This window comes from Rhizobium sp. BK399, assembly GCF_014194695.1.
GTDB lineage: Bacteria > Pseudomonadota > Alphaproteobacteria > Rhizobiales > Rhizobiaceae > Rhizobium.
Genome location: NZ_JACIAH010000012.1, coordinates 58,159 through 85,033 on the forward strand (window position 1 = coordinate 58,159; position 26,875 = coordinate 85,033).

Below are 26,875 nucleotides of genomic sequence, written 5' to 3' on the forward strand. Positions count from 1 at the left end.
CAATGATGACCGAGGCAAGAAAACCGATGTATCGCGCCATCAAAATCCTGCTTCTTACGCTGTGCCTGGCCTTGCCGGCCCTTGCGGCTGTGAAAGCGCAGGACGATATCCATCCCCTGATCGATGCCTTGGGCGCCGGTGATTTCCCCGAGCGCGAAGCCGCGATCAAGGCACTGGTTGCCTCCAAGGACCCGCGTGTCGGCGAAATCCTCGAGCTTTTGAGCGGCGGAAAGCTCTACGTGAATTCCGAGACCGGCGGTCCTGTGCTGGTGCAAGGTGGCTCCGAGGACGAGCCGACTTATGCAGACCCGATTTCCGGCCAGGTCGTTTCCGACGTCGATCCAGACTACATGTCAAAGGTCAAAATCAACAATTCGCTGCGCACGGTGATCGCCACCGTCACGAGCCAGCTGACGCTGCTGAGCCCCGATCGAGGCGCACGGCTTGCGGCAGCCCAAGGCCTGCTCAAGGACGCCGATCCGGCAAACCTCGATCTCTTGACCGCAGCACTCGCCGAAGAGAAGGACGCCGAGGTCAAAAATGCCATGGAGGCCGCACGGGCCGTCATGGTGCTAAAGAGCGACGTCAGCGCCGAAGAGAAAAAGGCGGCGATCGACACGGTTACGGCGCGCGGAGGGCGTGAGGCCCTGACCATCCTCAATTCTGCAATGGCGACAGCCCCCGAGGAGCTGAAGGGTGAAATCGAGGCACATATCAACGCCATCAACCGCAGCCTGGCGTTTTGGGATGTCGGGCAGAATGTCTGGTACGGCTTATCGCTCGGATCGGTGCTGCTGCTGGCAGCGATCGGCCTTGCCATTACGTTCGGCGTCATGGGCGTCATCAACATGGCGCATGGGGAAATGGTAATGATCGGGGCCTATACGACCTATGTCGTGCAGGAGTACATCAGCTCCGCGTTTCCGGAGCTCGCAAACTACTCGCTCGCCTTCTCCGTGCCGGCAGCCTTCCTGTTTACCGGGCTTGTCGGCCTCGTGATCGAGCGCGTCGTCATTCGCTACCTCTATGGTCGTCCGCTTGAGACGCTGCTTGCAACCTGGGGCGTGTCGCTGATCCTGCAGCAGGCAGTTCGCACGGCCTTCGGGCCAACAAACCGCGAGGTGCGCAATCCGAGCTGGATGTCGGGTGCATTTGAGCTTGGCGGTCTCTCGATCACCTGGAATCGCCTCTGGATCATCGTCTTTTCGATCACCGTGTTCTTTGCACTGCTCTTTCTCCTGAAGCGCTCGGCCTTCGGCCTGCAGATGCGTGCGGTCACGCAGAACCGCCGCATGGCGTCATCGATGGGCATCCGTACCGGCTGGGTTGATGCGTTCACGTTTGCGCTCGGCTCCGGAATTGCGGGTATCGCAGGTGTTGCCCTCTCGCAGATCGACAACGTCTCGCCGAACCTTGGCCAGAGCTACATCATCGACAGCTTCATGGTCGTGGTCTTTGGTGGCGTCGGCAACCTCTGGGGCACGCTGGTTGGCGCCCTGTCACTCGGCGTCCTCAACAAATTCCTCGAGCCTTTCGCGGGTGCCGTGCTCGGCAAGATCCTGGTGCTCGTCCTCATCATTCTTTTCATCCAGAAGCGTCCTCGCGGGCTCTTCGCACTTAAAGGAAGGGCGGTGGAAGCATGATTACGGCCTTCCTGCTCCGGTCTCTCGACCGCAAGATCATCGCTGCCATCGTCATTCTGCTTGGACTGGCCGTGCTGGTCCCCGTGCTCAACCTGATGACCGGCCCGGCCAATCCGCTGCACATTCCGACCTACATCATGGCGCTGTTCGGCAAGTATCTGACCTATGCGCTGCTGGCACTGGCGCTCGATCTCGTTTGGGGCTTTTGCGGCATCCTGTCGCTCGGCCACGGCGCTTTCTTTGCGCTCGGCGGCTATGCGATGGGCATGTATCTCATGCGCCAGATCGGTCCGCGCGGCGTCTATGGCGACCCTGTCCTCCCTGACTTCATGGTGTTCCTGAACTGGAAGGAACTGCCCTGGTTCTGGTATGGGTTCGACAAGTTCTGGTTCGCCGCGCTTATGGTTCTCCTGGTGCCGGGGCTGCTTGCCTTCGTCTTTGGCTGGTTCGCCTTCCGCAGCAGGGTCAACGGTGTCTATCTGTCGATCATCACGCAGGCGATGACCTACGCGCTGCTGCTTGCCTTCTTCCGCAACGACATGGGTTTCGGCGGCAATAACGGCATGACCGACTTCAAGGAAATCATCGGTTTCAGCGTCCAGGCGGACGGAACGCGCGCCGCCCTCTTCGCCGCCACAGCGATCTTCCTTGCGCTCTCCCTGATGATTGCCTCGGCCATCGTGCGCTCGAAATTCGGAAAAGTGCTGGTCGGCGTGCGCGATGCGGAGGGCCGCACGCGCTTCCTCGGCTACCGTGTGGAACACTTCAAGCTCTTCACCTTCGTCGTTTCCGCGATGATGGCGGGCGTTGCCGGCGCGCTCTACGTGCCGCAGGTCGGTATCATCAACCCTGGTGAGTTTGCCCCTGCCAATTCCATCGAAGTCGTCATCTGGACGGCTGTCGGCGGACGCTCGACGCTGATCGGCCCGATCATCGGCGCCATCCTGGTCAATGGCGGCAAAACGATCTTTACTGGTCTGTTTCCCGAGTTCTGGCTGTTCGCGCTTGGCGGGCTCTTCGTGCTCGTCACGCTGTTCCTGCCCAAGGGCATCGTCGGCACGATCGCCCAGTATCTCCCGCGCCGCAAGCCGATGACGGAGGCCGCACCGCCTGTCCTTCAGGGCGAGCGCGTCGATGCAAAAGTCCAGCCGGCGGAGTGAGCAATCATGATCCCTGACGTCAAACCAAGCAGCGTTCTCTATCTCAACAATGTCTCGGTTTCCTTCGACGGTTTCAAGGCGCTCAATTCGCTGTCGATCGTCATCGAGCCCGGCGAACTGCGCGCCATCATCGGTCCGAACGGCGCCGGCAAGACGACGATGATGGACATCATAACCGGCAAGACCCGACCTGACGAAGGCGAGGTTTTCTTCAACGGCGACGTCGATCTGACGAAGCGGGACGAGGCCGACATCGCCCAGCTTGGCATCGGCCGCAAGTTCCAGAAGCCGACGGTCTTTGAAAGCCATACGGTCTGGGACAACCTGGAACTGGCGCTGAACCGCAAGCGTAGTGTCTTTGCCACACTGTTCTACCGGCTCTCAAGCGAGGACAAGGCACGTATCGAGGAGATCCTTGAAACGGTTCGGCTGACCCATCGGCGTGACGAACTCGCAGCCAACCTTTCGCATGGCCAGAAGCAATGGCTGGAGATCGGCATGCTCCTGGCGCAGGAGCCGAAGCTGCTTCTGGTCGACGAGCCGGTTGCCGGCATGACCGATGCCGAGACAGCGGAAACCGCGATCCTGCTCAAGGAAATAGCCAGGACGCGGTCGGTGGTCGTCGTCGAGCATGACATGGGGTTCATCCGCGACCTCGGCGTCAAGGTGACCTGCCTTGCCGAAGGGTCGGTGCTGGCAGAGGGATCGATCGATTTCGTAAGCGCCGATCCGAAGGTCATCGAAAATTATCTGGGGCGCTAAGATGCTGACAGTCGAGAATGCAAACCTTCACTATGGCGCGGCACAGGCGCTGCGCGGCATCTCCATCAAGGCCGAGTTGGGCAAGATCACTTGCGTGCTGGGGCGTAACGGCGTGGGGAAGAGTTCACTTCTTCGCGCCGTTACCGGCCAGCATCCCTTGTCGGCCGGCAGTGTCAGCTTCAACGATGTGAAGCTCAACGGAATGCCGCCCTTTGCCCGCGCCAAGCAGGGAATCGGCTACGTGCCTCAGGGTCGGGAGATATTTCCATTGCTGACCGTCAGGGAGAACCTCGAGACCGGCTTTGCCCCGCTCGGACGCCGGGATCGCTCCATTCCCGATGATATCTTCAGCCTTTTTCCGGTGCTGCAGTCGATGCTCGGACGGCGCGGCGGCGATTTGTCAGGCGGGCAGCAACAGCAACTGGCGATTGGCCGGGCGATGGTGACGCGGCCGAAGATCCTGGTGCTCGACGAGCCGACGGAGGGCATCCAGCCCTCCATCATCAAGGATATCGGCCGGGCGATCCGCTACCTGCGCGACTCGACCGGTATGGCGATCCTGCTCGTCGAACAATATCTCGATTTCTGCCGCGAGCTTGCCGACTATGTCTACATCATGGATCGCGGCGAGATCGTTCATGAGGGAGTTGCCGAAACACTCGACACACCGGAAGCGCGTCGCCATCTGACTGTTTAAGATCTCTACCATCGAGACAATGCGCCAGGCAGAGCCTCTCAGTTCAGCGGGATTGAATTGTCACCCTTGCTTGCCTGGTAAATTGCGGACAGCTCGTCGTACTTTTGCCGGATGGCCTCGGCACGGTCCGCCAGCTCCGAGCGCTGCGGCTCGGGAAGGTTCTCAATCTCGCCATGGATCGAAACGCCTTTCCAGAACGCATTTGTCCTGTTGTAGCCTCCAGGATCCAGGGTAAAGACCTCCTTCAGGATCTTCAGGTCGTGCGGGATCGAAAACGCGTCGCGCGAGTCCTCGTGACTGAAGAAGTAATAAAAATTGTCGAAGCCTGCCCAGGTGATTGCCGAGAGGCACATCGAGCACGGCTCGTGTGTCGACAGGAAGATCAGATCGCGCGTATCGGGACGATCTGTGCCTGTGATCTCGTAGAAGCGCTTCAGCGTGTGGACTTCACCGTGCCAAAGCGGGTTCTCTGTCTCGTTGTTCGTCTCGACAAGGATTGTCGAAAGGTCGGATTTCCTCATCAGCGCGGCGCCGAAAATCTTGTTGCCGGCGGAAACACCTGCTTCCGTCGACGGAATGATGCCGTTCTCCATGGTGCTGAGAAGAGCGCAGAGAAGTCCATATTGGTCTATTGGCTGTGTCATGTTGTCTCCTGTCAGACAGCGTGTGTGGCGATAGCTTTTCCGTCTGTCCTTCCGCTCCGGTGATGTGGTTCCGCAACGACCAGCGGCACCTCATTTCCTTTGGCGTCGTAGAGTTTTCCGTCGAGGAAATAGTCGCCATCGTGCAGACGGGCGATGTCCTGGTAACGGATTGTGCGTTCCGTCGCGGCGACGAAGACCGACTGCTGATCGGAATTCCCGAACGTCAGGTGGTTGAATAGAAGGTTGAGCGCGATCGCCATTAACGCCGCAGAACTGATCCCGGAATGGAAGATCGTGGCGAACCAGGCCGGGAAATGCTCGTAGAAGCCGGGCGCTGCGATTGGGATCATGCCGAACCCGATCGACGTCGCAACGATGACGAGGTTCATGTTGTTTTCGTAATTGACCTTGGAAAGGGTGCGGATACCGCTCGCTGCGACCGTTCCGAACAATACCACGCCGGCACCGCCAAGAACCGAGCTCGGCACTGAGGCAACGACGCGTCCCACGACCGGGAGCAGGCCCAGTGCAACGAGAAAGATCCCACCGGTGGCAACGACGTACCGGCTCTTGACGCCGGTGACGGCGACCAGGCCGACATTCTGGGCAAAGGCGCTCTGCGTGAACGAGCCGAAGATCGGTGCAAGGATACTCGAAAGCATATCGGCCCTGAGCCCGTCGCCCAACCTTCGGGAATCCACCTTCGTTCCAACGATCTCGCCGACAGCGAGAATGTCCGCCGACGTTTCGACGAGTGTCACCATGATCACGATGAACATCGAGATGATGGCGGCGAGTTCGAAGGTCGGGTAGCCGAAGTGGAAGATCTGGGGCAGGCCGAAGAATGGGCCGTCACCCACGTGCGAGAAGTCCGTCATGCCCACCGCGTAGGCGATGCCCGTGCCGATAAGAATGGCAAGCAGGATCGATAGCCGTGATATCGATGCACTTCCGAGTTTGCTCAGGACCAGCACGATGACCAGTGTCACAGCTGCGAGCTTTATATTCGCCGTACTGCCGAAGTCGGGCGCGTTCCGATTGCCTCCCATCGCCCACATCGCCGCCACGGGCAGGAGCGTCAGGCCAATGGTCGTGATGACGATCCCCGTCACCAGCGGCGGAAAGAAGCGAGTGATGCGCGAAAAGACGGGCGTAATCAGGAGGCCAATCAGCGAAGCCGCAACGACTGCACCCAGGATGGAGGGAATGCCGCCATTGCCCGAGATGGCAATCATCGTCGCTACACCCGAGAACGAGACGCCCTGGACGAGCGGCAGGCGGCTGCCGAAGAAGGGAAGCCCGACTGTTTGCAGGATGGTTGCCAATCCCCCGGCGAAAAGCGATGCCGTGACAAGCAGACCGATGTCGCCAGACGTCAATCCTGCCGCCTGACCAAGGATCAGCGGCACCGCGACAATGCCGCCATACATTGTCAGGACGTGTTGCAGGCCAAATGTTATATTTGCCCAAATGCTGAGCCGTTCGTCTTCCGGGTTGGGCTTTCTTACGTTTTCCTCGATGATTGCTGCCAAGGTCGTCTCCTCCGTACCTCTGCAAATGTCCCGTCTCCCGAGGGACAAACTGAACGGTAGGGTAAGAAGGAACCGTTGGCTTCCATAAAAAAACTGAAACACCTTATCGAAAATCAAAAGGGTCGCTGAGCGAGATGCCAACCACTTGTTCAGCTTTGCAACGGCGATCCTAGAAAATACGCGATTGTAATCCGGTCAGGGCGGTTGTCGTAGCTGTTGCTTCACAGCTGGTAAGTGGAGGTCGACCAGGCTTGTCTCACACGGGCCGTCAAGGCGCAGAATCCATAGTCAACAAGTTGTAAAGAATACTGTGCGTATCTTTACCACGACTGCACAGTCAAAAGACATTTCGCTTATCAAGGAGTTTCACATGGCTGACGAAATGAATGCCACTGCCAACAGCGCTACTGCACCTGCAAATGCACCAAAAGAAAAGAAGACTCGCGCGCCGCGCAAGCCGAAAACGGTCGCTGAAGCGGCCGTCTCCACTTCGGTGAGTGAACCGGCGAAGAAGCCGCGGGGTCGCCGAAAGAGCGTAGAAAAGGCGGAGGCCGTTGCTCCGGTAGTGCCTGTGGCAGCGAAGAAAGCTGCTTCGGTCAAAACGGCTGAAAAGAAGCTACCCGCAAAGCGTGGGCCCCGCAAGGCTCAGGCAGTTGCGCCTGCGTCGGACGACTTTGCAGATCTGCTGAAGCTTGAAGAGGAAAATCAGAAGCTCCGCAAGGCGCTGGCCGAGAAACTTCGTGCGGAGAATGCAGACCTGCGCAAGAGGCTCGGCGCTGCGTGATTTGAACGTCTTAGCTGTGATAGAATACTAACTTCTCCACAGCGATCAGACTGATGACCGGGCTGGCATTGCAAGCCCGGTCTCCCGCCCGGTATCATACTTGTGGGGCACCGAGTCGGGAGGCGGATCGATGAGATCACCGTGGAAACTGATCACCGGGATCGTATCCCGGGGCAAGCCGGAACTGTCTGATGAGGCCGAGCGTGAAATCCAGGCTTTGCCAGGGTCCAATGCGGGAGAGGCTGCCGGTCCGCTTCCGGCAACTCAGGCATCGCCACATTCCATTATACATCCCGCCGAGGAGGGGCCGTCCGTCGCGCCTTCAATCGGCTCAGTCGATGGCCTTGCACGACTGACGTCATTACCTGAGTTGAGGCCGATTTCCGGGCTTGCCTCGACGGACGATATCGAGCCGGTGCTGGCGACAACGATCAGGTTGGTGACGAAGGACAGGTTGAGCTTGCGCGCGGAGCTGGCGGCTTCGACCGCAGCCCTTGACGCGCTTGAAACGCATGCTCCCGACATTTCTCTCATTGCCAATGTCAATGGAGATGAAAAGCCGACCGAGCCCGCCGAGTTGTTGAAGACTGATGTGGGCAACAAGCCGGACGGCACGGGCCAAACAACACAAATCGAGCGAACGGACGTACAGGCGCCAGCGCATCAGACAGCAGGTGCGAAGCCTCCCATAAAGGTGAGACGGCGCAATACGCGCGGAGCAGCCAAGGTATTGCCGAAGATGGATTCCATCGTCGAACCAATACGCTTGGAAGATGAGATAAACGAACTGAGAAAGCAGCTGGCTCAAAAGCTTCGTATCCAGAACGAGCAACTAAAAGCGATGCTATCCCGATTCGACGCTTATTGAGCAGGACGGTCGTTTAACGCTGGCGAATTGATCACCCCTCACTTCAGGTGAACCACCAGCTTGAAACAAGGACTATTTCCAGGTCGGTGAAGACGCCCATTCTTCATCTATTCCTTGAGAAGACTAAACACGAAGCGCGTGGACAACTCTAAAGGCAGCGCTAGATTCTTGACGATCACCAAAAGGATGGATCGCACATGACCAGACGTGATGGACAGTCAGCTTTGATCTCGAAAGCGGTGAAACAGTGGTATTCATTCTACGAAATTCAGCCGGATGAGGCGTCGTCCGAAACACTCTGCAAGGCCGCGATAGGGCTTCTTGAACAGGGCTTCGACAGTGAAGACATTGCGACGCTCCTGATCGGCAAGTACGTCGGCAAATGGGCAACCAGGATCAATGCGCCATCGTCCAACACGGTACACTGACCTGGTCTTGCACTTCAGGATAGATGCGATGGTCGATCATATTGAAACCGCCCCCTCCACATGGCGCGCCGACCTTGCGACGCAGATCGCAGATCTTGTCGATCAGTACGTCGCACTGGGCGTGAAGCAACAGGATGTTTTTCAGGAGATCATGAAGGAAGTAGGACGGCTTCGGGACGAGCTCGAACACGATCCGGATCCTGCCGACGATGTTTTAGCATCTGACGTCATCGATGAACCATCAAACGATTGGCCCGCCGCCGACCGGGGCAGCCCTTAGCGACGCATGTCGTCAAATCTGCTCTGTGCAAAGCGCGGGGGTAACGCTCCGGTCGCGTTTTCCCTGATAGTTACAGGAGAGCCTAAACCTGCGTTGCTCTTCTCCCTATTCGCCGTAACGGGTGGTCGTTTTTCAAGCGCCAAAACTGTGCCGGCAACGGACGAGCATCACGCAACTGTTATTTGTCAGGACGTATTCGACGGTGAGGTTCGCGCGCCAAGCGGTTTGACCGACGATTGAATGAGTTCGCGAACGTATTTCGAGAGTTTGCCCTCGCGACTGGCGTCTTCGGCCTCCCAACCGAATTTCCAGGCATCGTGACGCGCCGTCCAATCTCCAGGAGAGTTATCGTCCCGTTCGGCAAGCGCTCCTGCTGAAGGTATGGATTTTCATGTGCCTTAAGACAGAGTATCCGGGCTCTTGAGCCTGCCTCCTGAAGGTCTAACAACTCTTCGATCGTCATGCGCTAATTCCTACACCCTGGAGGCATGCTACCTACCGGAATGATGGACTAAGTCCGTTTCCGACAGTCGTCGAGATATGACCGCACGCCCTGCCGTCGCGACGTCAGAGATCCTCCCACGGAAAGCTATCCAGACGTTCCGCGCCATGGCGTGTGACAAGCGCCTGCGTCTCGAGTTTGATGCTCTCGGAACCGTCCTCGGCAATGAGGCTCTCGATATTGAGGACCATTCCTTCTTCGATCAAGCCGCTGAATGCGTCATCGTAGTCGGGATGGAGAAGGATTCCGGGCCACTCGTCGGCCATGCCGGTTCCGTGCGCCGCCAAAGTGTAGCGATAGGGAATGTACGTCTCTGGAATGCGCCAGCTCTTGTCGTTGAATTCGCCGAAGGACATGCCGGCTCGGATGATCGACAGGTTGTGGTCGATCTGGTCCCTCGCTGCCGAATAGAGTTCCTTCTGCTTTGTATTCATCGCAACGTGCCCACAGGTCCATGAGCGGGAAAGATCGGCGCAATAGCCGTACGGACCGATCATGTCCGTGTCGAAGGAGATCATGTCACCGCGTTTTATGATGTAATCGGAGCATTCCTGGTACCATGGGTTCGTGCGGGGTCCCGCTGTCAGGAGCTTTGTCTCGAGCCATTCTCCGCCGCTGCGCGCATTCTCGAAGTGAAGTTCGGCCCAGATCTCACGCTCCGTGCGCCCCGGTTCGGAAACCTCGTACATTCGTGCCATGCCGGCCTCGCAGACCCGGATCGTCCACCGCATGAGCTCAATTTCTTCCGCACTCTTGATCGAACGTGCGCGTTCCGCAAGCTCCTGACCGTCCAGCAAGGTAAAGCCATGGCTCTGAAGCTCGTGGGCAGGCGCCGGTTCGAGCCGGTCCACACCGATCCGGCCGTTGCTGCAGTGAGAGCGAACGGTGTCGGCAATCTCCTCCGCCCACGCCTTCATCCGGGCTTCGACAAGATTGCCCGAAGTGAAGAAGAGGAAGGACTTTGACGTCCGGACCTCGTCGATGCCAGGCAGCCCACCATTGACGTGCTCCGATCCTTCGAATTCGAACATGATCGCCGGTCCGTTCGCGAGGATGAGCGCATATCGAGAAGGGTTATGCATGGTCCAGATGCTCATGTTCGAACAATCGAACGCATATCGAATGTTGACGGGATCGTAGAGCAGAAGGGCTGCACAATCCGATTCCTCCATCTTCGCTCGCAGGCGCCCGAGACGATACCGCCTGGCGCTGTCGAGGGTCGATGGAGGGATCGGACTGATCAGCGGACGGTCCGCTCCCTCTGGGTTGAGATAGGTCAGCTTGCGATCGTCTTTGAAGACGGGCGCGGCTGATGATTGCGACGACTTCTCCTCGCTACGCAGCATCTGTATGCCCTCGGATCAAGCCTCTATCACCGTTCGATCACAAGATCGCTCAGTGGCTTTGAACAGCACGGCAGAAACATCCCCGCGTCGATCTCGCGCTGCCTGATGCCGCCATTATGGTTCATCTCGACCGAACCGGAGACCAGCTTCGACTTGCAGGTGCCGCAGACGCCGTTCGCACAGGAGGACGGAAGCCTGATGCTGCCCTTTTTCGCAGCAGCAAGCACTGTCTGATCTGGACAGACTGCCAAGGTTTTCTTCTGCTTAGAGAACTCGACCTGATAGATCTTTCCGGCAGGCTGCACCTCGACGTTGAGGCCCGGCTCGTCGATGACAGCTGCGTCGAAGCTCTCTTCGATATAGTTCGATGAGGGGACACCCAGGGCGGCTGTGATCGAACGGGCAGCCGCCATGAAGGGTGCAGGCCCGCAGCACATGACCACGCGCTCGGCGATATCTGGAACTGCCAACTTCATGAACTCCGGAGAGATCCGTCCGGTCAATCCGGGCCAGCTGAGTTCACCAGCAACCGTTTCCGGCAGCAACTGCAGGCGCAGTCCTTTCATCCGCGTAGCAAGCCCAGACAGGTCATTGCGGAAGATGAGATCTGCAGGGGTGCGAGCTGCATGAAGGAAAACGATGTCCAAGGGTTCGTAGCGGTCTGCCAGATCACGCGTGATCGACATGACCGGGGTGATGCCCGAGCCGCCGGAGAGCAGCAAAAGCTTCGTCTTCTGCCCCTTCGGACGGATGAAATGACCGAGCGGCCCCTGTCCCTTGACCGTCGTGCCGGGGACCAGGTTGTCGTGCAGCCAGTTCGAGACCTTGCCGCCCAGCACTCGTTTGACCGTCACGGTGAACGCATTTTCGCGATGAGGCGATGACGAGATGCTGTAACAGCGCGACTCCCCGTCCGGGCCGATCGGGAAGTCGAACAGAAAGTACTGCCCGGCGTCGAAGTTGAAACGCTTGCCCTCCGGAGACGCGAAGGTGAAGCTCTTCACGTCGTGCGTCTCCTGATGGACATCGAGACAGACAAGCGTCTCGTCGGTCTCAGGGTCCCAAACGACGGTTTCGGCGGGGATCATCTTTTGGAACTCAATACCCATGAGCGCGCATCCTATCAACGTACCAGGTGGCGAACTTGTCGAGGTTGGTTTCGGAGAACTTGGAATAGGGCCCAGGCTGGTAAGCCGGGTCGAGGGCGCCTGCATGTGAGCGGGCGACTAGATCCGCGTCCTGGTCAGTGGTTGCGATCCAGACATCGGTCAGTTTGTCGAGGTCGTAGTCCTTGCCTTCGACGGCGTCCTTGTGCACGAGCCACTTGGTTCTGACGAGCGTTTGCCCGGCGGAGAGCGGGATAACGATCGCGACGACCGCGTGGTCGCCCATGAAATGGTTCCAGCTGTTGTGACCCCACAGATGCGTGTCGCCGAGATCCTTGCGTGTCATCTGACCGAGCAGCTTGGAAGACGCTGCAGTCGCATCGTGGGTCTGGGATTCGCCCGCACCTGCGATGATGAGCCGCTGGGTGCGGAAGTTGGTGGCGCAATCGACCAGCTGTTCGACTGCAGCCGATGGGAAGCCGTCGGCCTCCCAAGCTTTCGTCCGCTCCTCGTACAGCCGGAAGTGTTCCTCGGCCTGCTCGCGGTCCTCGGGGCTCAGCGTCTCGGGGTCGAAGCCGAAGTCGAGATCGACGAAGGATACGCACAGTTCAGGATGATTGGCCGAACAGTGGTAGCACTCGCGATTGTTTTCCAACGTGAGCTTCCAGTTGCCATCTTCGACAATGTCGGTCTGATACGCGACCTTGGCATTTCGAATGTCATAAGGTGCAAGGCGCTCGATCATCGCCTTTTCCAGACCTGCGATGTCCTCCGGCGGATTGTCGGACAAACATACATAGATCAAGCCACCGATCGACTTGAAGTTAACCGACTTCAGGCTGTGGCACCACTTGTCCAGCTCCTTGCCCATGTGCGGGGCATAGCTCAGTTCGCCCGTCAGTTCATAGGTCCAGGTGTGGTAGGGACAGACGAGCTTCGAAACGATTGTCTTTCCAGCGCCGAGCAGGCGCGAGCCGCGATGACGGCAGACATTGTGAAGCACGCGCAGTTCGCCGTCGTCGTCACGCAGCAGGATGAGGCTTGTCTTGCCGATGTCGACAACCGTCGCATCGCCCGGCTCGGGGACGTCGCAGTCAAGACCGACGCAGATCCAGTGTTTATGGAAGAAGACGTCGATATCAGCCTCGAAGACGTCCTCTCGCGTGTAGAGGCCGGCCGGCAGCGAATATCCATCGGCACGTGCTTCGAGAAGTGCAGAGATGCCGGATGGGAGCCTGTTTAGCATGATGACCTCTTATGGTTCGATGCGTGGCAGTTTGCACTTGCATCGCATAGCCCTCAACGGCATTAATTCTCACGCATGCATAACTTTGTGTAATGCGTAGGGACGATCATGAGTTTTCGCAGACGCATACCGTCGCTGACGGGCCTGATGATGCTCGAAGCCGTCCTTCGGTATCGGAGCTTCACCGCGGCGGCCGCAGAACTGGGCGTTACTCAAGCCGCGGTCAGCCGACAGATCGCGGCGCTGGAGCAGGAACTCGGGGTTCCGATGTTCGTCCGCAAGCACCGCGCGATCGAGCCGACCCCTGCGTGCCTGATCTTGGGAGCAACACTTGCACAAAGTCTTTCCAACATCGCCGACACGGTCGATGTGGTCAGGTCGTCGCAGCAGGACGTCGTATCGATTGGCGCGACGGTTGCGTTCTCCTCCTTCTGGCTACTCCCCCGATTGGCAGACCTCCGACGACAGAACCCTGGCGTTCAAATCAGGGTCGTCTCCCAGGACGCCAGGATCGACCTTGATGCCGGCGGCATCGACATTGCCATTCGCTATGGAATACCGCCGTTCACTGATGCGAAGGTTGTCGCCTCGCAGGCTGATGTCATTATCCCGGTGTGCTCCCCGGACTACCTCGCGCGCCGTGCCGCGCCCGGACTTTCTGATGCCGACGAATTTATCGAAACCGATGCCCAGGACCGGTCATGGCTTTCCTGGTCGCAATGGTCGGACGAAACGGGCCGGAATTTGCGGGTAAAGCCAACGCTACGCTTCAATCACTACACCGAGTCGATCGCGGCCGCCCGCGCCGGGCAGGGCGTAGCACTCGGGTGGAGTCTCCTGATCCAAACCTTCCTCGACGATGGCACGCTGGTCGCGCTTGAGGCAGATGAACTACCGACGGCGGATCGATACAACGTCCTTTTGCCATTAAGGACGAGAAGAACGTTTGCCGCTGAACACGCGGCAAAATGGCTGGGCGAGGCTCTAACCTGTGCGCAACCACACTGATCCAGCATCGTGGGGCGACGGTTTCGATCCCTCCGCACGACGCATCCTCGTGCACCAGGCTGAAATCTTTCGTTTCTGTATCAATGCGTCCAGATGACATCGCGCCTATGCCTGTTCTCACTCCATCGAGCGGAACTCCTTTGAGCGGAGGAAAAGCCGATTGCGTATTGATCTCAGCACGACGATAGTGGGTCTCGGTGGCATCGGAAGGGCGAGGTCTAAGCCTCCTGCAGCACCGCCGGTTTTTTGAACAACACATAAACACTGGGAGAGTTCAGATGCAGTTTGCGGACTTATTCTCCAAGCGTGTGCTCGTGGTTGAGGACGATTACTTGCAGGCAAGCGACGTAGCCCTGACGCTCGAAGAGCATGGCAGCGAGGTTGTCGGGCCATACCCTGATCTGGAAACCAGCCTGCGAAACCTAGAGGCTACGACCGTCGATCTTGCCGTCCTGGATATCCGTCTCGGCAGCTGCGAGCTGGTTTACGAGGTCGCAGACAAGCTGGATCAAGCGCGGGTACCGTTCGTGTTTACTTCAGGTGGAAATCCAAACGACATTCCGGACCGTTTCAGCAGCGTTCGATGCTTCCTGAAGCCTTTCAGCCTTGGACAACTGGCTGCGGAGCTGGCGCTCTTGGTGGCCGAGAAAGAAGAGCGCAGCGACCGTTAATATCGCGCACGGCCTGCCGGGAGCCGCTACCGACCCAGGTAAGTAGAAACACGAACAGCCAACGAGACCTCTGCCCGGCACAATGAAAATCGCCAGTGGCCAGACAATGATAGGACCTAGCGATGATGAGGATCGGAGCAAACGTCGTCTGCTTCCTGATGATCCTGACTGGCGCATGTTATTGCTTCGGACATCACGCACTCCTTGCTCGCCACTGTCCTGTCGTAGGGTCTTGAATGGGTTTGGGATGAGCGCTCTGCTTCTTTGGCATGAGGGTCCTGGTAATTCTATGGGCAGCGTGACACCTGCGAAGGAGAAGTAAGCGGGTGACCTAACCATCCTTCACCCCCAAGGTCGTTCTCGATCAACGAGACACGGTCGGGTCGTCGGACTAGGGTAATTCGATCTCGCCCTCGACCACGTGGTGTAGATCGGTGTCATCCGCAGTCAACGTCATTCGAACCTTCAGGGTCTTGCCGCCGATTCTCCCATTGCGGACGGTCTCCTCGATCTTGCGCTGTGAGGTCACGCCGACCTCCTTCAAGAACTTCCGGATCGACATGTTGAAAGCGTCGTCGCTCATGACGGAAACTCCTCTTGATCGGCCGGAATTGTAAGAGAATGCAAATCGTCAGGGAAGCGCGACAGACGGTGGCGACAAATCGTCGAAGCCAACCGGGGCTGGCCGTTGCAGCTGCGAAGTCCGACGGATCGTCGGTCGCGCGACGCTTTTTTTGAGAGGATGCGTTGCCCTCATTGCTGTTGATGATCAGCATTTGCCCGGCAACACCGCCCGTCGTTCGGGGCCTTTCGCCCATTGTTGGCTCTGCGAGGTTTAAGCGTCAGGCAGTTCGAACTGCCGTCAGGAATGCATTCGAGTGCTTGTTTCAAACGGCCTCGGCCGTTTTCAAAAGAAGTACAAGTCCGCAGACGATGAGCGCTCCGCCCATGATCCGTGAGACCCACTTTCCACCCGGAGCGAGTTTCTCGACGGCGATGTAGGCGGTGATGGCTGCAATCCACCAGATGTTCATGATTCCGCCGACGAACAGAAGCGCCATCAGTGCCCAGCAACACCCTAGACAATATCTGCCGTGGAGAAGACCCATGCGGAATGCGGCCGCTCTCCCGGTCCGCCGATGCTTGGTCAGAGAAGCGACCGGACTCCGGCAGTGGTCAAGACAGACTGATTTCAAAGGTGAGAGTTGGAACAGCCCCGCGCCAATAAGCACCACCGCTCCCATGAAGGCCGTTGCCAGGCTCATGTACATCACGGAAATCATGCCTCCCGCGCCCAGGATTGCCTGGATTATCGTCGCCGCAAAGCTGAACAAGGCCCAGATCGCGAGGTATCCAGCCAGGAATTCCAGGGGTGGCCCCGCACCTCGTTCCCGTTGCAGCGCTCCGTAGAGAAGTACGGTTGGCGCGGCGCTTGGCACCATCATGGCGACCATCATAAGCCACCACATGATGAAGACGGTTACCGCGTATCGAAGCGACCACATATGAGGGCCAATCATATCCGGAATGCCCGCAAGAAGCGCTCCCGCTGGGCCGGTTTCGGCCGACATGTCTGTCGGGGACATGCCCGTTCCCGCGCCCTGGAGGATGTACCAGGCAGATATGAACACGGAAAGGGCAAGCGCCGCGACCACGATCATCCGGTCGCGGGCGAGGAGGCGTTCGACGGTCGATCGTTGCATGGCGGTTCTCAGGCGGCGTGTTCGATGACACCCTTGCCGTTCATGTATACCCGGCAGATATGAACATGCGTGTCCTTGTTGTTCTCGAGTGAAATCGCACCGGAGGTGCGAGTCGTGCCGCTAGCCATTTCGGCGACCCGATATTCGAATCCGTGCGGAAGATTGATCCGCGCGCGATGCTCGGCCCCTGTCACGGGATTGCGGATCGGCTGAACCTCCATCTCGAAGAAATCGGGCACACGGACGTGACCCGTGCGCTTGTCGACATCCACCTCAAGATCGATCGGCTTGGACAACACGTCGAGTTTGGTCGGAGACATCTTGCTGAACACCCAGAACATGGTCGCCATGTCTTCGGTATCGCCGCCCGAGACAATCGTCGCGACCGCATCGCGTTGCGCCGGGGTCGCGTTCGAATCCACCACGAGCTGTATCGTTCCGTTGCCGAGATGGATCGGACCCGGCCATTTGGCGGTCATCGCCATCTTCACACCATCAAGGCGGACATCGCCGTGAAAGCCGGATTTTATGACAAATCCTACTGCTGCCTCGCAATTGCCGTTCGTCGGCAACGAGTTGAACTGACAGGGGCATCCGAAGCTGCAATTGCAATTCGCGATCTCGAGGGCATCGATCTCCCAAGGTGTCATGATTGCCTCCACAAACGGTCATTATGGCCGCTAATACAGATAGCACTAATATAGCGGTGGAGGTAGTGGAACAGCCATAACGCGGGGGCGTCACCTTCGCAAAAGCGCTTCGGGCGAGGTCACGCGACGCCATCCCTGTGTCACGCAGCGGCGTGCATCTGAAGCAAAAGATTCCTGTTGGCCCAAACAAGCAAGCCGCGAGCCGATTGTTTCGGTTTTATTGAATATGTTTATTTCCGCATAGTGGGAATGATTTCCATTTCTGGGTTGCTTCCTCAGGCCGATCGGCTACGCTTGCAGTCAAGAAATGGAGGATTTCCCATGGCGAAAATGCGAGCTGTCGATGCAGCGGTTCTGGTTCTGGAGAAGGAGGGCATCGACTGTGCCTTCGGTGTTCCGGGCGCGGCAATCAACCCCTTCTACTCCGCCCTGAAGGCCCGCGGCTCGATCCGCCATATCCTGGCTCGCCATGTCGAGGCCGCAAGCCATATGGCAGAGGGCTACACCCGGGCCCGCGCTGGCAACATCGGCGTTTGCGTCGGGACATCAGGACCGGCCGGGACCGACATGATTACCGGTCTCTACTCGGCATCGGCGGATTCAATTCCAATTCTCTGCATCACCGGCCAGGCGCCGCGCGCCCGGCTCGACAAGGAGGATTTTCAGGCGGTCGATATCGCAAAGATCGCGGCGCCCGTCACCAAGTGGGCGGTGACAGTCATGGAGCCGGCGCTTGTCCCCTTCGTCTTCCAGAAGGCGTTCCACGTCATGCGGTCCGGACGCCCGGGTCCGGTTCTCATCGACCTGCCAGTCGATGTCCAGCTCGCCGAAATCGAGTTCGATATCGAAACCTACGCATCGCTCGAGCCCTACAAGCCAACTGCGACGCGTGCCCAGGCCGAAAAAGCCCTTGCGATGTTGAATGCATCCGAGCGACCCTTGATTGTCGCCGGCGGCGGCATCATCAACGCCGACGCCTCGGATCTCCTTGTCGAGTTCGCCGAGATAATCGGTGTTCCTGTCATCCCGACGTTGATGGGCTGGGGTACGATACCGGATGATCATCCCCTGATGGCCGGCATGTGCGGCCTGCAGACGTCGCATCGCTACGGCAACGCCACGCTTGTTGCTTCCGATTTTGTCTTCGGCATTGGCAACCGCTGGGCAAACCGGCATACCGGCAACGTTGCGACCTATACCGAAGGGCGGACGTTCGTCCATGTCGATATCGAGCCCACGCAGATCGGCCGCGTCTTTGCTCCGGACTTCGGCATCGTGTCCGATGCGGGCGCCGCTCTGAAGCTCCTCCTCGATGTGGCGACGGAGTGGAAGGTTGCCGGCAAGTTGCGTGACTGGTCTTCCTGGGCAGAAGAATGCCGGGAACGCAAGCGCACGATGCTGCGAAAGACCCATTTCGATCAGACGCCACTGAAGCCGCAACGCGTTTACGAGGAAATGAACAAGGCGTTCGATCGCGACACCTGCTATGTCTCGACCATCGGTCTGAGCCAGATCGCCGGCGCTCAGTTCCTGCATGTCTACAAGCCGCGCAACTGGATCAATTGCGGCCAGGCAGGCCCGCTTGGCTGGACGTTGCCGGCAGCGCTCGGCGTCCGGGCTGCCGATCCCGATCGACCCATCGTCGCACTTTCCGGCGACTACGATTTCCAGTTCCTCATAGAAGAGCTTGCGGTCGGAGCGCAACATAAGCTGCCCTACCTGCACGTGGTCGTGAACAACTCCTATCTCGGCCTGATCCGCCAGGCCCAGCGGGGGTTCAACATGGATTTTGAGGTGAGCCTTGCCTTCGAAAACATCAACGCTTTAGACGATGCCGAACCAGGCTACGGCGTCGACCACGTAGCGGTCGCCGAGGGTCTGGGCTGCAAGGCGATCCGTGTTCGCAGTCCGAACGAGTTCCAGGAAGCGTTCACCGCGGCAAAGGCACTGATGAAGGAGCATCGGGTCCCTGTTGTCATCGAGTTCATCCTCGAGCGCGTGACCAACATCGCCATGGGCACCGACATCAATGCGGTCGTCGAATTCGAGGAACTCGCCGAGCGGGGCGAGGATGCGCCGACTGCCACGCTTGCCCTCCTGGATTGAAACAGGCGATCAACCAAAACCAGATGCAGTGAGACCGCCGCATCAAATTGCCTCCAACAGAGAGACGACCCATGCCGAGATTTGCGGCCAATCTAACCATGCTCTTCAACGAGGTGCCGTTCCTCGAACGCTTTTCGCATGCCGCCAAAGCAGGATTTGAGGGCGTCGAGTTTCTCTTTCCTTATGACTTCGACAAGGAGACGCTTCGCAGTGCTCTTACCCGTCATGGCTTGACCCAGGTGCTGCACAACCTGCCAGCTGGCAACTGGGCGGCTGGGGAGCGCGGCATTGCGATCCTGCCTGATCGCATGGACGAGTTTCGTCGCGGCGTCGCCTCTGCGATCGACTATGCGACTGCGCTCGGATGCAGGCAGGTGAACTGCCTGTCTGGCATCATTCCAGCTGGCGTACCTGACGACGTGCTTCGGGCGACCTTTGTCAAAAACCTTACCTTCGCTGCCCGCGAATTGGACAAAAGCGGAATCCGGCTTCTGATTGAACCGATCAATCGCTTCGATATTCCGGGCTTCTACCTCAATACGCCCGATCAGGCGGCATCGATCATCGCTGAAGTCGACAGTGAAAATCTCTTCATTCAATACGACCTCTATCACCAGCAACGCACGCAGGGTGAACTGATCGCCACCTTCAGGAAACACCAGGGACGGATAGCCCACGTCCAGCTGGCCGATAATCCAGGCCGTAATGAACCGGGCACGGGCGAGATCGCCTACCCCTTCCTCTTCGATGCGCTGGACAGCCTCGGCTACGACGGCTGGATCGGCTGCGAATACAAACCGCGCACAACTACCGAGGCAGGCCTGGCATGGCTCGCCACTGCAAGCAAAGCGACCGAAAGCGCAAGCATTCTTAAGATCAGGAGCTAGAAAATGGCAACAATCGGATTTATTGGCCTGGGCATCATGGGCACCCCCATGGCACGTCACCTGCAGGACGCCGGGCACACGATCGTCACCTCAAGGTTTTCCATCCCGCCGCGACAGGAACTCGTCGATAACGGCCTGCAGTTCGTCGAAACACCGCGGGCGCTTGCTGAAGCCGTCGACACGATCATCCTGATGCTGCCTGATACGCCCGAGGTCAAGGATGTGCTCTTCGGAGAAAACGGCGTTGCCTTCGGTCTGTCGGCCGGCAAGCTTGTCATCGACATGAGTTCGATCTCGCCGATCGAAACGAAAGACTTCGCGACGAAGATACGCAAGACAGGTGCCGAATACATCGACGCCCCCGTCTCAGGTGGCGAGGTCGGCGCGAAAAACGCCACGCTCTCCATCATGGCGGGTGGTTCGGAGGCAAGCTTCGAGCGGGCGCTACCGTTATTTGAGCTGATGGGAAAGAACATCACCCTTGTCGGCGATTGCGGCGATGGCCAGGTCACAAAGGTCGCCAATCAGATCATCGTCGCATTGACGATCGAGGCCGTTTCTGAAGCGCTCGTCTTTGCGTCGAAGGCGGGAGCGGACCCTGGACGTGTCCGGTCAGCCCTCATGGGAGGCTTTGCGTCGTCGCGCATCCTTGAAGTGCATGGAGAGAGGATGATCAAGCGAACCTTCGACCCGGGCTTTCGCATCTCGCTCCATCAGAAGGACCTCAATCTTGCGCTGCAAGGCGCCAAGGCACTCGGCATCTCGCTTCCGAATACCGCCGCGACACAGGAACTCTTCAACCAGTGCGTCGCAAATGGTGACAGCGGGCTCGATCATTCCGGGCTCGTCAGGGCGCTCGAGCGCATGGCGAACCACGCTGTCGCGTGACCGTGACCTGGCCGGGGAACGAGGTTCCCGGCCGTTCTGACCAGTGGAGAATCCCGATGCCGGCCATTGCCGACCCCCGCGCCTTTCTGGAGGGACTGTTCGATGCCGCGGTCGCGGCCGCCGATCCGGACCGGATGCTCGAACGCTGCCTGCCGGAAACGCCGAAAGGGCGGACCGTGGTGATCGGAGCCGGCAAAGGAGCCGCGCAGATGGCGCGCGCCTTCGAGAAGCTGTGGGACGGGCCGCTTTCTGGTGTCGTGGTCACGCGTTACGGCTTTGCCGTTCCATGTGATCGCATCGAGGTCCTCGAAGCGGCTCATCCGGTACCGGATGAGGGCGGGCTTGCCGCCTCGGCCCGACTGATGTCGACTGTCCGTGGGCTGACGGAGGACGACCTGGTCGTCGCGCTGATTTGCGGTGGCGGTTCTTCTCTCCTTCCAGCACCTGCCGGGGATCTGACGCTTTCCGACGAAGTGGCGGTCAACAAGGCATTGCTTGCCTCAGGTGCCCCGATCGGCGCCATGAATGCCATCCGCAAGCAGATCTCACGCATCAAGGGGGGCCGCCTTGCTGCACTTGCCTATCCGGCACGTGTTGTTTCATTGGTTGTGTCCGATATTCCAGGCGACAACCTCGCTCTTGTCGCGTCTGGACCGACCATCGCTGACACAACATCCCGCCTCGACGCACTCCGTCTCATCGATCAATATCGCCTCGATTTGCCTGAGGCCGTTCTCCGCCATATCCGCAACGGCAAGGACGATGCGCCGCTGCCCAACGATCCCCGCTATGCCCGGAATGATACAAGGCTCGTTGCATCCGCTGCCACCTCGCTCGAAGCCGCCGCTGAGGCAGCGCGCAGATCTGGGGTCGAGGCTGTCATCCTCTCTGACGCGATTGAAGGGGAAGCTTCGGTCGTTGGCGCGGTGCATGCAGCGATTGCCGCCGAAGTCGCGCGCCGGAACCGCCCGTTTCGAAAGCCGATCGTCATTCTTTCCGGTGGCGAGACCACCGTGTCGATCAGAGGTAACGGAAAAGGTGGGCGCAACAGCGAGTTTCTGCTGTCCCTGGCTCGTCGCATAGATGGTCTGGAAACCATCTCGGCACTTGCCGCCGATACCGATGGTATCGACGGTTCCGAAGACAATGCGGGAGCTTTTGCCGACGGTACAACGGTGAGGCGACTCCTCGAAAAACAAAGGGATCCAGCCCAGCTCCTCGCCAACAATGACAGCTGGTCTGCCTTCCACGCACTCGGGGATCTTTTCCTACCAGGACCGACCGGCACCAATGTCAACGACTTTCGCGCCATCCTTGTCCAGTAGTCCGGATCCATGAAACAGGACGCCACTCTGCGAGAGGAACAGGTATGACATCCCCCCAGAGTTCGGCGCAGACGATCATCGAAATGCGCTTGATCGCGAAGCAACTGTTTGCGGCTGGTGTAAATGCGCTATCGTCGGCCGTAACGGGCCCGGTTCACCTTCATCCGCGGACCGCCCAGCTTGCCTGTCTTGGTGCGGTCAGCCGTGCCGCATTCAGGTATTGCCAGACCGTATTGGCGCCCTACGCATCCCTGGCGCCAGCGACATCGGCCTCTGCAACAGAGTTGGTCGCACGCGCAAGAAATGCTGCTCACCTGGAAGGGCCTGTTGCAATCATCGTCGGCCGGACGGGAAAAGGGCACAGCAACGAACATCATGCGCTGAGCTTTGCGCTCGCAATCGAACAGTCACCGCTGCAGCGGCCGTGGATCTTTCTGAGCGGTGCGACCGGTCGTCGTCAATGCCGCTTCCGGTCCGCGGGGGCCATCGTCGATGCCGGCACGTGCTCCTGGATCTGGCCATCTGGAGAGAGACCTCGCGTACCCAGCGACGTTTCATCGTTCCTTGCCGCATCCGGTGACCTCCTGCCGGCTGGCGTCATGTCACCCTATTCGATGAATGTCGATCTGATCATTTTGGCATAGGCGGCCAAATTCCGCGGTTCAAGCCCTCGAGACTGCTGAGGCCATCAAGCCCCAGTCGGCCGGCTTGAGGAAGGTGGGAACCGACCGATAGAAGGCCGGAACCTGCCGCCCCTCATATCCTGTGACAAATGCAAACGGGATCTGCTTCATCGCCAGGAAGGCGGCGACTGGGTAGACGGTCTGCCCGTTGAGTACGATATCAAGAAGCGCCCCATCCAGCGGTTCATCATCGGTGTCGACAATTCTGAGCGCGTCGCTCACGGTGCTGACCGGCCCCACAACGGTCACGCCCAATTCCCTTAGCCGTTCTTCTGCGTCCAGTGCGACGAGAAATTCATCCTCGACAAGCAAGATCCGTTTTCCCGACAACTCACAAAAGCGCTCCTCGCGGCTAAATTGTTTTCTCGCGACCACACGGCAAAGGCTCTCGAGCCGATCAGGAATGATAAGGCCCCGTCCATACATAACGATGACAAATCGGGCAAATTCCTCGCGCTGATCCTGCTGCGATGTAAACCAGCTCTCGGCACTGATGCAGTCGAATACACCTTGCATGATTGCAAGATCATTTCCGTCAAACGTCCCATACAAGAAGCCAGGAATCGACATGAATGGTGCTCCGAACCTTGCGACAAGCAGAGCTCCATTTTGTTTCATGCTGTGATTCGCGAATCAACAGATCATCTGCCTTTCGGAAGAACTGTACGCTAGCGCTCAATCGGTCCAACGTGCCCTCCTCGGGGGTGGTCAGCAGATTAATCGGTATAGTCAGCAAGCGTATCTGTGCGGCAGGCCTGCATGCGGCGAGCCACCCGGTGCATGACCATAGCGCGTTCGTAGGCAAAAAAATCATGGCCCTGTGCGGGCACGCAGCAATGCAACGATGCGGCGAAGATCATTTGCGGCCCGTCATTTCGAGCGAGCGGACCACTTCTTTGCTGTGCGCCACCTCGACCAGACGCTGTACCGGGCAGGGGGATGGGGCAAGGAAGTCCGCCGCTCCGGTCGCAATCGCATTCTGTGGCGTTGCATTGAAGCCCGCCTCCCAAGGCTCCTGCGTCCTTGACGAGAAACGCCAATGCCGCCCTGATGTCGCCGACGACATTCGCACACGCTTTTCCGACAGTGTCGTTGGACGGCCGGACGGAATGATCTGTTTCCTGCACCTCGAGAGGATGTTTGGTCGGGATGACAAGCTGACGGCCAGGGCCGCCTGACCTTTGCGGCTTTGCGGCCGGCCCGCCTGATGTTGCCGGCAACCTGCCGAAATGGAGCGCGATACTCGGCCTGACATATTAGGGATTGCTTAACCTGTCTTCGCTATCGTCGTCATTGTCACGGACAGGTTATCGTGACAGGCAACACGGAAATGACAAAGGCTCGTCTCCCGTTTCGCGTGACGAGCCTTTTCTTGTTCGGGCGAACTCGAAACCTTCGACGGAAAGCTATGCAATCGAATCATGGCTGAGATCGCAAGCTCGCGCTCAAAAAGGCGGGTGCTTGTCGCATTGGCGCAAGTACCGTCGGCGGTTTCCAAGCTTGGTCGTATGAGTAAGCGCGAACTCGACGATTTCGGTATGGCAGGCTCCGAGATCGCGAATATCGAGAGCCTCGCTGAGCAGCCAAACTCCGAGGTCATGAGTGAACTTCAAAAGGCCCGCGCTCAAGTCGCGGGCGTTTCATTGTTTTCTGGCGTGTATTTTCGGATATGCGCTGAGCGCATGTCTACGTTGCGAAGATTTGCGTACTATTTGTGCGATCGGGTTGGTATGATAATTTCAACGACGCACTACACCTCCTCCCGTAGCGCTGCGTTACGTGAAGGGCCAACCCTCCTCCCATGGCTCTTTGCAATGGACAGCAACAATCCTCCTCCCAGTTGCTGTTCTACTCTTTCAGAAGAGCCTGCCGCACCTCCTCCCGCGGCAGGCTTTTTTGCGGCATTATGGAACAATTGCCACAAGATTCCGATGAACGCTGATTCTATCTCCTGAGGGTGCCTCGGGAGGGCTGCGTATGGTCGAAGGTGCAGGGGAGTTGGAAGCGAAGCTGGGCGTGATCGGCGCCCTTACGGAAGAGCTGCAGCGGGAGATCGCAGTCCTCGTGTAATCAGCTTGGTGGCAACACCTCCTTCATGCCGCTCTTTTGCTTTCTGGCATAGCAGAACGATGTGGGCTGCGGGCCTTCCGACACCGCTCCGGTGGTATGTTCAAATTGTTTTTTGGCCTCAATGTCTTCGCAGGGCTGCGGTCACACCGCGGGGAACAGAGCCTTATGTCATCCGTTCTTCAATGACATATTTTATTGGAGTAAGTTCATGAAGACGAACGACACGAACGCTACGGCCGAACAACGTCGACCAAAGGGTGTCAAACCGGTCCCTGAAAAACCAGAGCCCGCGGACAGGGAATCCCTTGCGCCGACAACGGTTCAGCCTTCGGGCGCCAAGGACGAAAGTGAGCGTCCTGTGGTAAATCCCGTAACGGGGGCGCCATTCTAAGAGCCATCATATGCAAAGGCCTGTCGCGTCGACAATGCCAGTCTCATTTCAACCTCGCTTTTTCACGTGCATGAAAAGAATGGCTCAACCGGAGGCAGACCAATGCGTGAACGTCTAAAACTTATCTGCCTTTGTACCATGGCATCCCTTTGGTCCTCCTCCCTGGTCTCGGCTGAGGAGACAACCGATCAGATTGTGAACGGAAAGATATCCGATCCCCGAATCGCTGAGTGCGGTGTTCGTATCTCTTCCGGCCTGATCGTTCCATTTCTGGAGGCGAATGCCGATTTTGACGGGTCATACGAAATTGCGGTGTCCAAACACTCGTCCTCCGGTACGTCTCAGACCCGTCAAACCAATCAGATCAAAGGTGGGGCGATGGCAGTGGTGCAAATTGCCGTCGATGTGCCCGCTACCGCTGAATTGGACCTGCAGGTGAGCGACAAGGAGGGCCGTATGGTATGCGTTTTACAGCAGACGGTTAATCTCGAAGCGGGGCCGCTCAGGATCTGACAGGCAGCACGCTGCGTCCTTAGCAAGGCTTAAAAAAAACGTAAGAGCACCCTTCGCTGAGCAGGTTGTTCCCTTCAATGCCTCGTTGTGCACTTGCCTGCCGCGGCCGCCACAGCGGCGATCTCGGATTCGACCGCGTCCATCATAGTCAGTGCACGTTGCAACAATCCAGCACCATCGGGATCGGACAGAAAACTCGCGACGTGAAGGCCCTCACAAATCTTGTCGAGAAGTTCAACGATATCGTTTCTGCCAATGCTCCGCATGTTGCGTGACAGCTCCCGCATGCGATCACGGGCTTCGGCTACCACGACCTTCCGCTGTTCCAGCGAAAGGTCGTGAAACTCACGTACACTCTGATGTTTTGGAGATTCCACGCCTTGCCTCCCGCAAACCGCATTCTACGAGACAGGGAAAGCTATGGTCACTTTAACCCCGTTCGTCGCCCTCTGAGCCGGTCCCGAGCGTTTGTCTGAGATGGGTAATCAGGATGCGAGCAAGACCCTGAGATCCGCCTTTCTGCGAACAAGATCGGCAGCGGTATATCGGTCAAAGACCGATACGAAAGCCGGGTGGCCTCGGAAAGAATGGGGGCATCCTGCACGCCAGGGAAACAAGGCACTCCGGGCGCTCGAGCAACTTCCATCCTTTTGAAATTCACGCCGAAATCTGTTCATCCGTGGGTCCGAACAGGATATGCTTTCGATCGATGCCGGCGTCGCTCAGTCCACCGACGAGGGCCTGGAGGAACGGCCGTGGCCCGCAAGGATAGAAGCATGCCTCAGCCGAAACGGTATTGGACTGTCGCCCCGGCACATGAGGCGTAAGCGAAATCATGTCGGGGCTTGCCTGGTGGGTTGCTTCGCAGACTGATCACTCAATTGGGAAGGAAACAGGCCTGAGTCGGCGGGCCTGCAGGTGAGATCGAGTGCATGGCAGCATGCGAAGACCGGATCGCTGAAACCGTGGGCATCGACATGGG

At 58.4% G+C, this 26,875-nt stretch carries 29 protein-coding genes and 1 pseudogene; 18 read left to right on the forward strand and 12 right to left on the reverse strand.

Annotated elements, in window-relative coordinates; translation table 11 throughout:
* The first annotated feature begins 26 nt into the window (after window positions 1-26).
* From urtB to urtE, 4 genes are read left to right on the forward strand one after another with little or no spacing between them, the layout of a single operon-like run.
* Window positions 27-1,643 (forward strand): urea ABC transporter permease subunit UrtB, encoded by a 1,617-nt coding sequence (gene urtB / locus FHT97_RS21995; RefSeq protein WP_183864316.1) that lies wholly within the window; start codon window positions 27-29, stop codon window positions 1,641-1,643.
* On the forward strand, window positions 1,640-2,803 hold the full coding sequence (gene urtC / locus FHT97_RS22000) for an urea ABC transporter permease subunit UrtC (protein WP_183864246.1): 1,164 nt from the start codon (window positions 1,640-1,642) through the stop codon (window positions 2,801-2,803). The genes urtB and urtC overlap by 4 nt, the downstream gene beginning before the upstream one ends.
* Window positions 2,804-2,809: 6 nt before the next feature.
* Complete coding sequence (gene urtD, locus FHT97_RS22005) at window positions 2,810-3,565, forward strand: urea ABC transporter ATP-binding protein UrtD (RefSeq protein WP_183864247.1); 756 nt, start codon at window positions 2,810-2,812, stop codon at window positions 3,563-3,565.
* 1 nt (window position 3,566) lies between these two features.
* Window positions 3,567-4,262 (forward strand): urea ABC transporter ATP-binding subunit UrtE, encoded by a 696-nt coding sequence (gene urtE, locus FHT97_RS22010; RefSeq protein ID WP_183864248.1) that lies wholly within the window; start codon window positions 3,567-3,569, stop codon window positions 4,260-4,262.
* A 38-nt stretch (window positions 4,263-4,300) separates the two neighbouring features.
* Here the strand turns inward: urtE and FHT97_RS22015 are convergent, their stop codons facing one another.
* Window positions 4,301-4,906 (reverse strand): nucleoside deaminase, encoded by a 606-nt coding sequence (locus tag FHT97_RS22015; protein WP_183864249.1) that lies wholly within the window; start codon window positions 4,904-4,906, stop codon window positions 4,301-4,303.
* Window positions 4,907-4,917: 11 nt separating this feature from the next.
* Window positions 4,918-6,438, reverse strand: coding sequence for a nucleobase:cation symporter-2 family protein (locus FHT97_RS22020; RefSeq protein ID WP_210296755.1), 1,521 nt, complete (start codon window positions 6,436-6,438; stop codon window positions 4,918-4,920).
* A gap of 370 nt (window positions 6,439-6,808) precedes the next feature.
* Here FHT97_RS22020 and FHT97_RS22025 point away from each other — a divergent pair, with 370 nt between their 5' ends.
* From FHT97_RS22025 to FHT97_RS22040, 4 genes are all read left to right on the forward strand, one after another.
* Window positions 6,809-7,222 carry a hypothetical protein gene (locus tag FHT97_RS22025; RefSeq protein WP_183756650.1) on the forward strand — a complete coding sequence of 138 codons (414 nt, stop codon included), beginning with the start codon at window positions 6,809-6,811 and terminating at the stop codon, window positions 7,220-7,222.
* Between the two features lie 439 nt (window positions 7,223-7,661).
* Entirely contained in the window at window positions 7,662-8,090 is a 429-nt protein-coding gene (locus tag FHT97_RS22030; protein WP_210296756.1) for a hypothetical protein, read from the forward strand.
* A 197-nt stretch (window positions 8,091-8,287) separates the two neighbouring features.
* Window positions 8,288-8,518, forward strand: coding sequence for a hypothetical protein (locus FHT97_RS22035; protein WP_183756652.1), 231 nt, complete (start codon window positions 8,288-8,290; stop codon window positions 8,516-8,518).
* A 28-nt stretch (window positions 8,519-8,546) separates the two neighbouring features.
* Window positions 8,547-8,798, forward strand: coding sequence for a hypothetical protein (locus tag FHT97_RS22040; RefSeq protein ID WP_183864251.1), 252 nt, complete (start codon window positions 8,547-8,549; stop codon window positions 8,796-8,798).
* Between the two features lie 185 nt (window positions 8,799-8,983).
* Here FHT97_RS22040 and FHT97_RS31025 read toward each other — a convergent pair.
* The 4 genes and pseudogenes from FHT97_RS31025 to FHT97_RS22055 form a co-directional block, all read right to left on the reverse strand.
* Window positions 8,984-9,261 (reverse strand): annotated as a pseudogene (locus FHT97_RS31025) (CrpP-related protein).
* 104 nt (window positions 9,262-9,365) lie between these two features.
* Complete coding sequence (locus FHT97_RS22045) at window positions 9,366-10,646, reverse strand: Xaa-Pro peptidase family protein (RefSeq protein ID WP_183864252.1); 1,281 nt, start codon at window positions 10,644-10,646, stop codon at window positions 9,366-9,368.
* 26 nt (window positions 10,647-10,672) lie between these two features.
* Window positions 10,673-11,755, reverse strand: a complete 1,083-nt coding sequence (locus FHT97_RS22050; RefSeq protein WP_183756655.1) for an FAD-binding oxidoreductase — start codon at window positions 11,753-11,755, stop codon at window positions 10,673-10,675.
* Window positions 11,745-12,998 (reverse strand): aromatic ring-hydroxylating dioxygenase subunit alpha, encoded by a 1,254-nt coding sequence (locus FHT97_RS22055; RefSeq protein ID WP_183864253.1) that lies wholly within the window; start codon window positions 12,996-12,998, stop codon window positions 11,745-11,747. The genes FHT97_RS22050 and FHT97_RS22055 overlap by 11 nt, the downstream gene beginning before the upstream one ends.
* 108 nt (window positions 12,999-13,106) lie before the next feature.
* Between FHT97_RS22055 and FHT97_RS22060 the strand changes: the two genes are divergently transcribed.
* Window positions 13,107-14,006: a LysR substrate-binding domain-containing protein gene (locus FHT97_RS22060; protein WP_183864254.1), complete on the forward strand. Its 900-nt coding sequence runs from the start codon at window positions 13,107-13,109 to the stop codon at window positions 14,004-14,006.
* Between the two features lie 278 nt (window positions 14,007-14,284).
* Window positions 14,285-14,677 (forward strand): response regulator, encoded by a 393-nt coding sequence (locus FHT97_RS22065; protein ID WP_183864255.1) that lies wholly within the window; start codon window positions 14,285-14,287, stop codon window positions 14,675-14,677.
* A 391-nt stretch (window positions 14,678-15,068) separates the two neighbouring features.
* On the opposite strand, the gene FHT97_RS22070 is transcribed toward FHT97_RS22065, so the two are convergent.
* The 3 genes from FHT97_RS22070 to FHT97_RS22080 all read right to left on the reverse strand — a co-directional run bounded on the left by FHT97_RS22070 (window position 15,069) and on the right by FHT97_RS22080 (window position 17,030).
* Window positions 15,069-15,260 carry a DUF6494 family protein gene (locus FHT97_RS22070; RefSeq protein ID WP_183864256.1) on the reverse strand — a complete coding sequence of 64 codons (192 nt, stop codon included), beginning with the start codon at window positions 15,258-15,260 and terminating at the stop codon, window positions 15,069-15,071.
* A 304-nt stretch (window positions 15,261-15,564) separates the two neighbouring features.
* On the reverse strand, window positions 15,565-16,380 hold the full coding sequence (locus tag FHT97_RS22075; RefSeq protein WP_183756660.1) for a DUF2182 domain-containing protein: 816 nt from the start codon (window positions 16,378-16,380) through the stop codon (window positions 15,565-15,567).
* Between the two features lie 8 nt (window positions 16,381-16,388).
* On the reverse strand, window positions 16,389-17,030 hold the full coding sequence (locus FHT97_RS22080) for a DUF1326 domain-containing protein (protein ID WP_183756661.1): 642 nt from the start codon (window positions 17,028-17,030) through the stop codon (window positions 16,389-16,391).
* A gap of 321 nt (window positions 17,031-17,351) precedes the next feature.
* Between FHT97_RS22080 and gcl the strand changes: the two genes are divergently transcribed.
* The 5 genes from gcl to FHT97_RS22105 all read left to right on the forward strand — a co-directional run bounded on the left by gcl (window position 17,352) and on the right by FHT97_RS22105 (window position 22,880).
* Window positions 17,352-19,136, forward strand: a complete 1,785-nt coding sequence (gcl, locus tag FHT97_RS22085) for a glyoxylate carboligase (RefSeq protein WP_183756662.1) — start codon at window positions 17,352-17,354, stop codon at window positions 19,134-19,136.
* A 71-nt stretch (window positions 19,137-19,207) separates the two neighbouring features.
* Entirely contained in the window at window positions 19,208-20,023 is an 816-nt protein-coding gene (gene hyi / locus FHT97_RS22090) for a hydroxypyruvate isomerase (RefSeq protein ID WP_183756663.1), read from the forward strand.
* A 3-nt stretch (window positions 20,024-20,026) separates the two neighbouring features.
* On the forward strand, window positions 20,027-20,911 hold the full coding sequence (locus FHT97_RS22095; protein WP_183756664.1) for a 2-hydroxy-3-oxopropionate reductase: 885 nt from the start codon (window positions 20,027-20,029) through the stop codon (window positions 20,909-20,911).
* A 56-nt stretch (window positions 20,912-20,967) separates the two neighbouring features.
* Window positions 20,968-22,236 carry a glycerate kinase gene (locus tag FHT97_RS22100; protein WP_183756665.1) on the forward strand — a complete coding sequence of 423 codons (1,269 nt, stop codon included), beginning with the start codon at window positions 20,968-20,970 and terminating at the stop codon, window positions 22,234-22,236.
* Between the two features lie 44 nt (window positions 22,237-22,280).
* The gene (locus FHT97_RS22105) at window positions 22,281-22,880 is read left to right on the forward strand and encodes a hypothetical protein (RefSeq protein ID WP_183756666.1); all 600 of its coding nucleotides are present in this window, start codon (window positions 22,281-22,283) and stop codon (window positions 22,878-22,880) included.
* 18 nt (window positions 22,881-22,898) lie between these two features.
* Here FHT97_RS22105 and FHT97_RS22110 read toward each other — a convergent pair whose 3' ends face one another.
* Both FHT97_RS22110 and FHT97_RS31620 read right to left on the reverse strand, forming a co-directional pair.
* Window positions 22,899-23,489, reverse strand: coding sequence for a hypothetical protein (locus FHT97_RS22110; protein ID WP_183864325.1), 591 nt, complete (start codon window positions 23,487-23,489; stop codon window positions 22,899-22,901).
* A 146-nt stretch (window positions 23,490-23,635) separates the two neighbouring features.
* A complete protein-coding gene (locus tag FHT97_RS31620; RefSeq protein ID WP_348649630.1) occupies window positions 23,636-23,779 on the reverse strand; it encodes a hypothetical protein in 144 nt (47 codons plus the stop codon).
* Window positions 23,780-24,340: 561 nt separating this feature from the next.
* On the opposite strand from FHT97_RS31620, the gene FHT97_RS22120 reads away from it, so the two are divergent.
* The 3 genes from FHT97_RS22120 to csgH all read left to right on the forward strand — a co-directional run bounded on the left by FHT97_RS22120 (window position 24,341) and on the right by csgH (window position 25,893).
* Window positions 24,341-24,874, forward strand: a complete 534-nt coding sequence (locus FHT97_RS22120; protein ID WP_183864257.1) for a hypothetical protein — start codon at window positions 24,341-24,343, stop codon at window positions 24,872-24,874.
* A gap of 323 nt (window positions 24,875-25,197) precedes the next feature.
* Window positions 25,198-25,380, forward strand: coding sequence for a hypothetical protein (locus tag FHT97_RS31030; RefSeq protein WP_246712726.1), 183 nt, complete (start codon window positions 25,198-25,200; stop codon window positions 25,378-25,380).
* 102 nt (window positions 25,381-25,482) lie between these two features.
* Entirely contained in the window at window positions 25,483-25,893 is a 411-nt protein-coding gene (gene csgH / locus FHT97_RS22125; RefSeq protein ID WP_183864258.1) for a curli-like amyloid fiber formation chaperone CsgH, read from the forward strand.
* A 74-nt stretch (window positions 25,894-25,967) separates the two neighbouring features.
* Here csgH and FHT97_RS22130 read toward each other — a convergent pair whose 3' ends face one another.
* Entirely contained in the window at window positions 25,968-26,270 is a 303-nt protein-coding gene (locus FHT97_RS22130) for a hypothetical protein (RefSeq protein ID WP_183756669.1), read from the reverse strand.
* Window positions 26,271-26,875: the final 605 nt, after the last annotated feature.

Bases quoted from the DNA above. Each gene is read 5' to 3' on its own strand.
- urtB (WP_183864316.1), top strand. From the start codon at position 27: ATGTATCGCGCCATCAAAATCCTGCTTCTTACGCTGTGCCTGGCCTTG.
- urtC (WP_183864246.1), top strand. From the start codon at position 1,640: ATGATTACGGCCTTCCTGCTCCGGTCTCTCGACCGCAAGATCATCGCT.
- urtD (WP_183864247.1), top strand. From the start codon at position 2,810: ATGATCCCTGACGTCAAACCAAGCAGCGTTCTCTATCTCAACAATGTC.
- urtE (WP_183864248.1), top strand. From the start codon at position 3,567: ATGCTGACAGTCGAGAATGCAAACCTTCACTATGGCGCGGCACAGGCG.
- FHT97_RS22015 (WP_183864249.1), bottom strand. From the start codon at position 4,906: ATGACACAGCCAATAGACCAATATGGACTTCTCTGCGCTCTTCTCAGC.
- FHT97_RS22025 (WP_183756650.1), top strand. From the start codon at position 6,809: ATGGCTGACGAAATGAATGCCACTGCCAACAGCGCTACTGCACCTGCA.
- FHT97_RS22035 (WP_183756652.1), top strand. From the start codon at position 8,288: ATGACCAGACGTGATGGACAGTCAGCTTTGATCTCGAAAGCGGTGAAA.
- FHT97_RS22040 (WP_183864251.1), top strand. From the start codon at position 8,547: ATGGTCGATCATATTGAAACCGCCCCCTCCACATGGCGCGCCGACCTT.
- FHT97_RS22045 (WP_183864252.1), bottom strand. From the start codon at position 10,646: ATGCTGCGTAGCGAGGAGAAGTCGTCGCAATCATCAGCCGCGCCCGTC.
- FHT97_RS22050 (WP_183756655.1), bottom strand. From the start codon at position 11,755: ATGGGTATTGAGTTCCAAAAGATGATCCCCGCCGAAACCGTCGTTTGG.
- FHT97_RS22055 (WP_183864253.1), bottom strand. From the start codon at position 12,998: ATGCTAAACAGGCTCCCATCCGGCATCTCTGCACTTCTCGAAGCACGT.
- FHT97_RS22060 (WP_183864254.1), top strand. From the start codon at position 13,107: ATGAGTTTTCGCAGACGCATACCGTCGCTGACGGGCCTGATGATGCTC.
- FHT97_RS22065 (WP_183864255.1), top strand. From the start codon at position 14,285: ATGCAGTTTGCGGACTTATTCTCCAAGCGTGTGCTCGTGGTTGAGGAC.
- FHT97_RS22070 (WP_183864256.1), bottom strand. From the start codon at position 15,260: ATGAGCGACGACGCTTTCAACATGTCGATCCGGAAGTTCTTGAAGGAG.
- FHT97_RS22075 (WP_183756660.1), bottom strand. From the start codon at position 16,380: ATGCAACGATCGACCGTCGAACGCCTCCTCGCCCGCGACCGGATGATC.
- FHT97_RS22080 (WP_183756661.1), bottom strand. From the start codon at position 17,030: ATGACACCTTGGGAGATCGATGCCCTCGAGATCGCGAATTGCAATTGC.
- gcl (WP_183756662.1), top strand. From the start codon at position 17,352: ATGGCGAAAATGCGAGCTGTCGATGCAGCGGTTCTGGTTCTGGAGAAG.
- hyi (WP_183756663.1), top strand. From the start codon at position 19,208: ATGCCGAGATTTGCGGCCAATCTAACCATGCTCTTCAACGAGGTGCCG.
- FHT97_RS22095 (WP_183756664.1), top strand. From the start codon at position 20,027: ATGGCAACAATCGGATTTATTGGCCTGGGCATCATGGGCACCCCCATG.
- FHT97_RS22100 (WP_183756665.1), top strand. From the start codon at position 20,968: ATGCCGGCCATTGCCGACCCCCGCGCCTTTCTGGAGGGACTGTTCGAT.
- FHT97_RS22105 (WP_183756666.1), top strand. From the start codon at position 22,281: ATGACATCCCCCCAGAGTTCGGCGCAGACGATCATCGAAATGCGCTTG.
- FHT97_RS22110 (WP_183864325.1), bottom strand. From the start codon at position 23,489: ATGTCGATTCCTGGCTTCTTGTATGGGACGTTTGACGGAAATGATCTT.
- FHT97_RS31620 (WP_348649630.1), bottom strand. From the start codon at position 23,779: ATGATCTTCGCCGCATCGTTGCATTGCTGCGTGCCCGCACAGGGCCAT.
- FHT97_RS22120 (WP_183864257.1), top strand. From the start codon at position 24,341: ATGGCTGAGATCGCAAGCTCGCGCTCAAAAAGGCGGGTGCTTGTCGCA.
- FHT97_RS31030 (WP_246712726.1), top strand. From the start codon at position 25,198: ATGAAGACGAACGACACGAACGCTACGGCCGAACAACGTCGACCAAAG.
- csgH (WP_183864258.1), top strand. From the start codon at position 25,483: ATGCGTGAACGTCTAAAACTTATCTGCCTTTGTACCATGGCATCCCTT.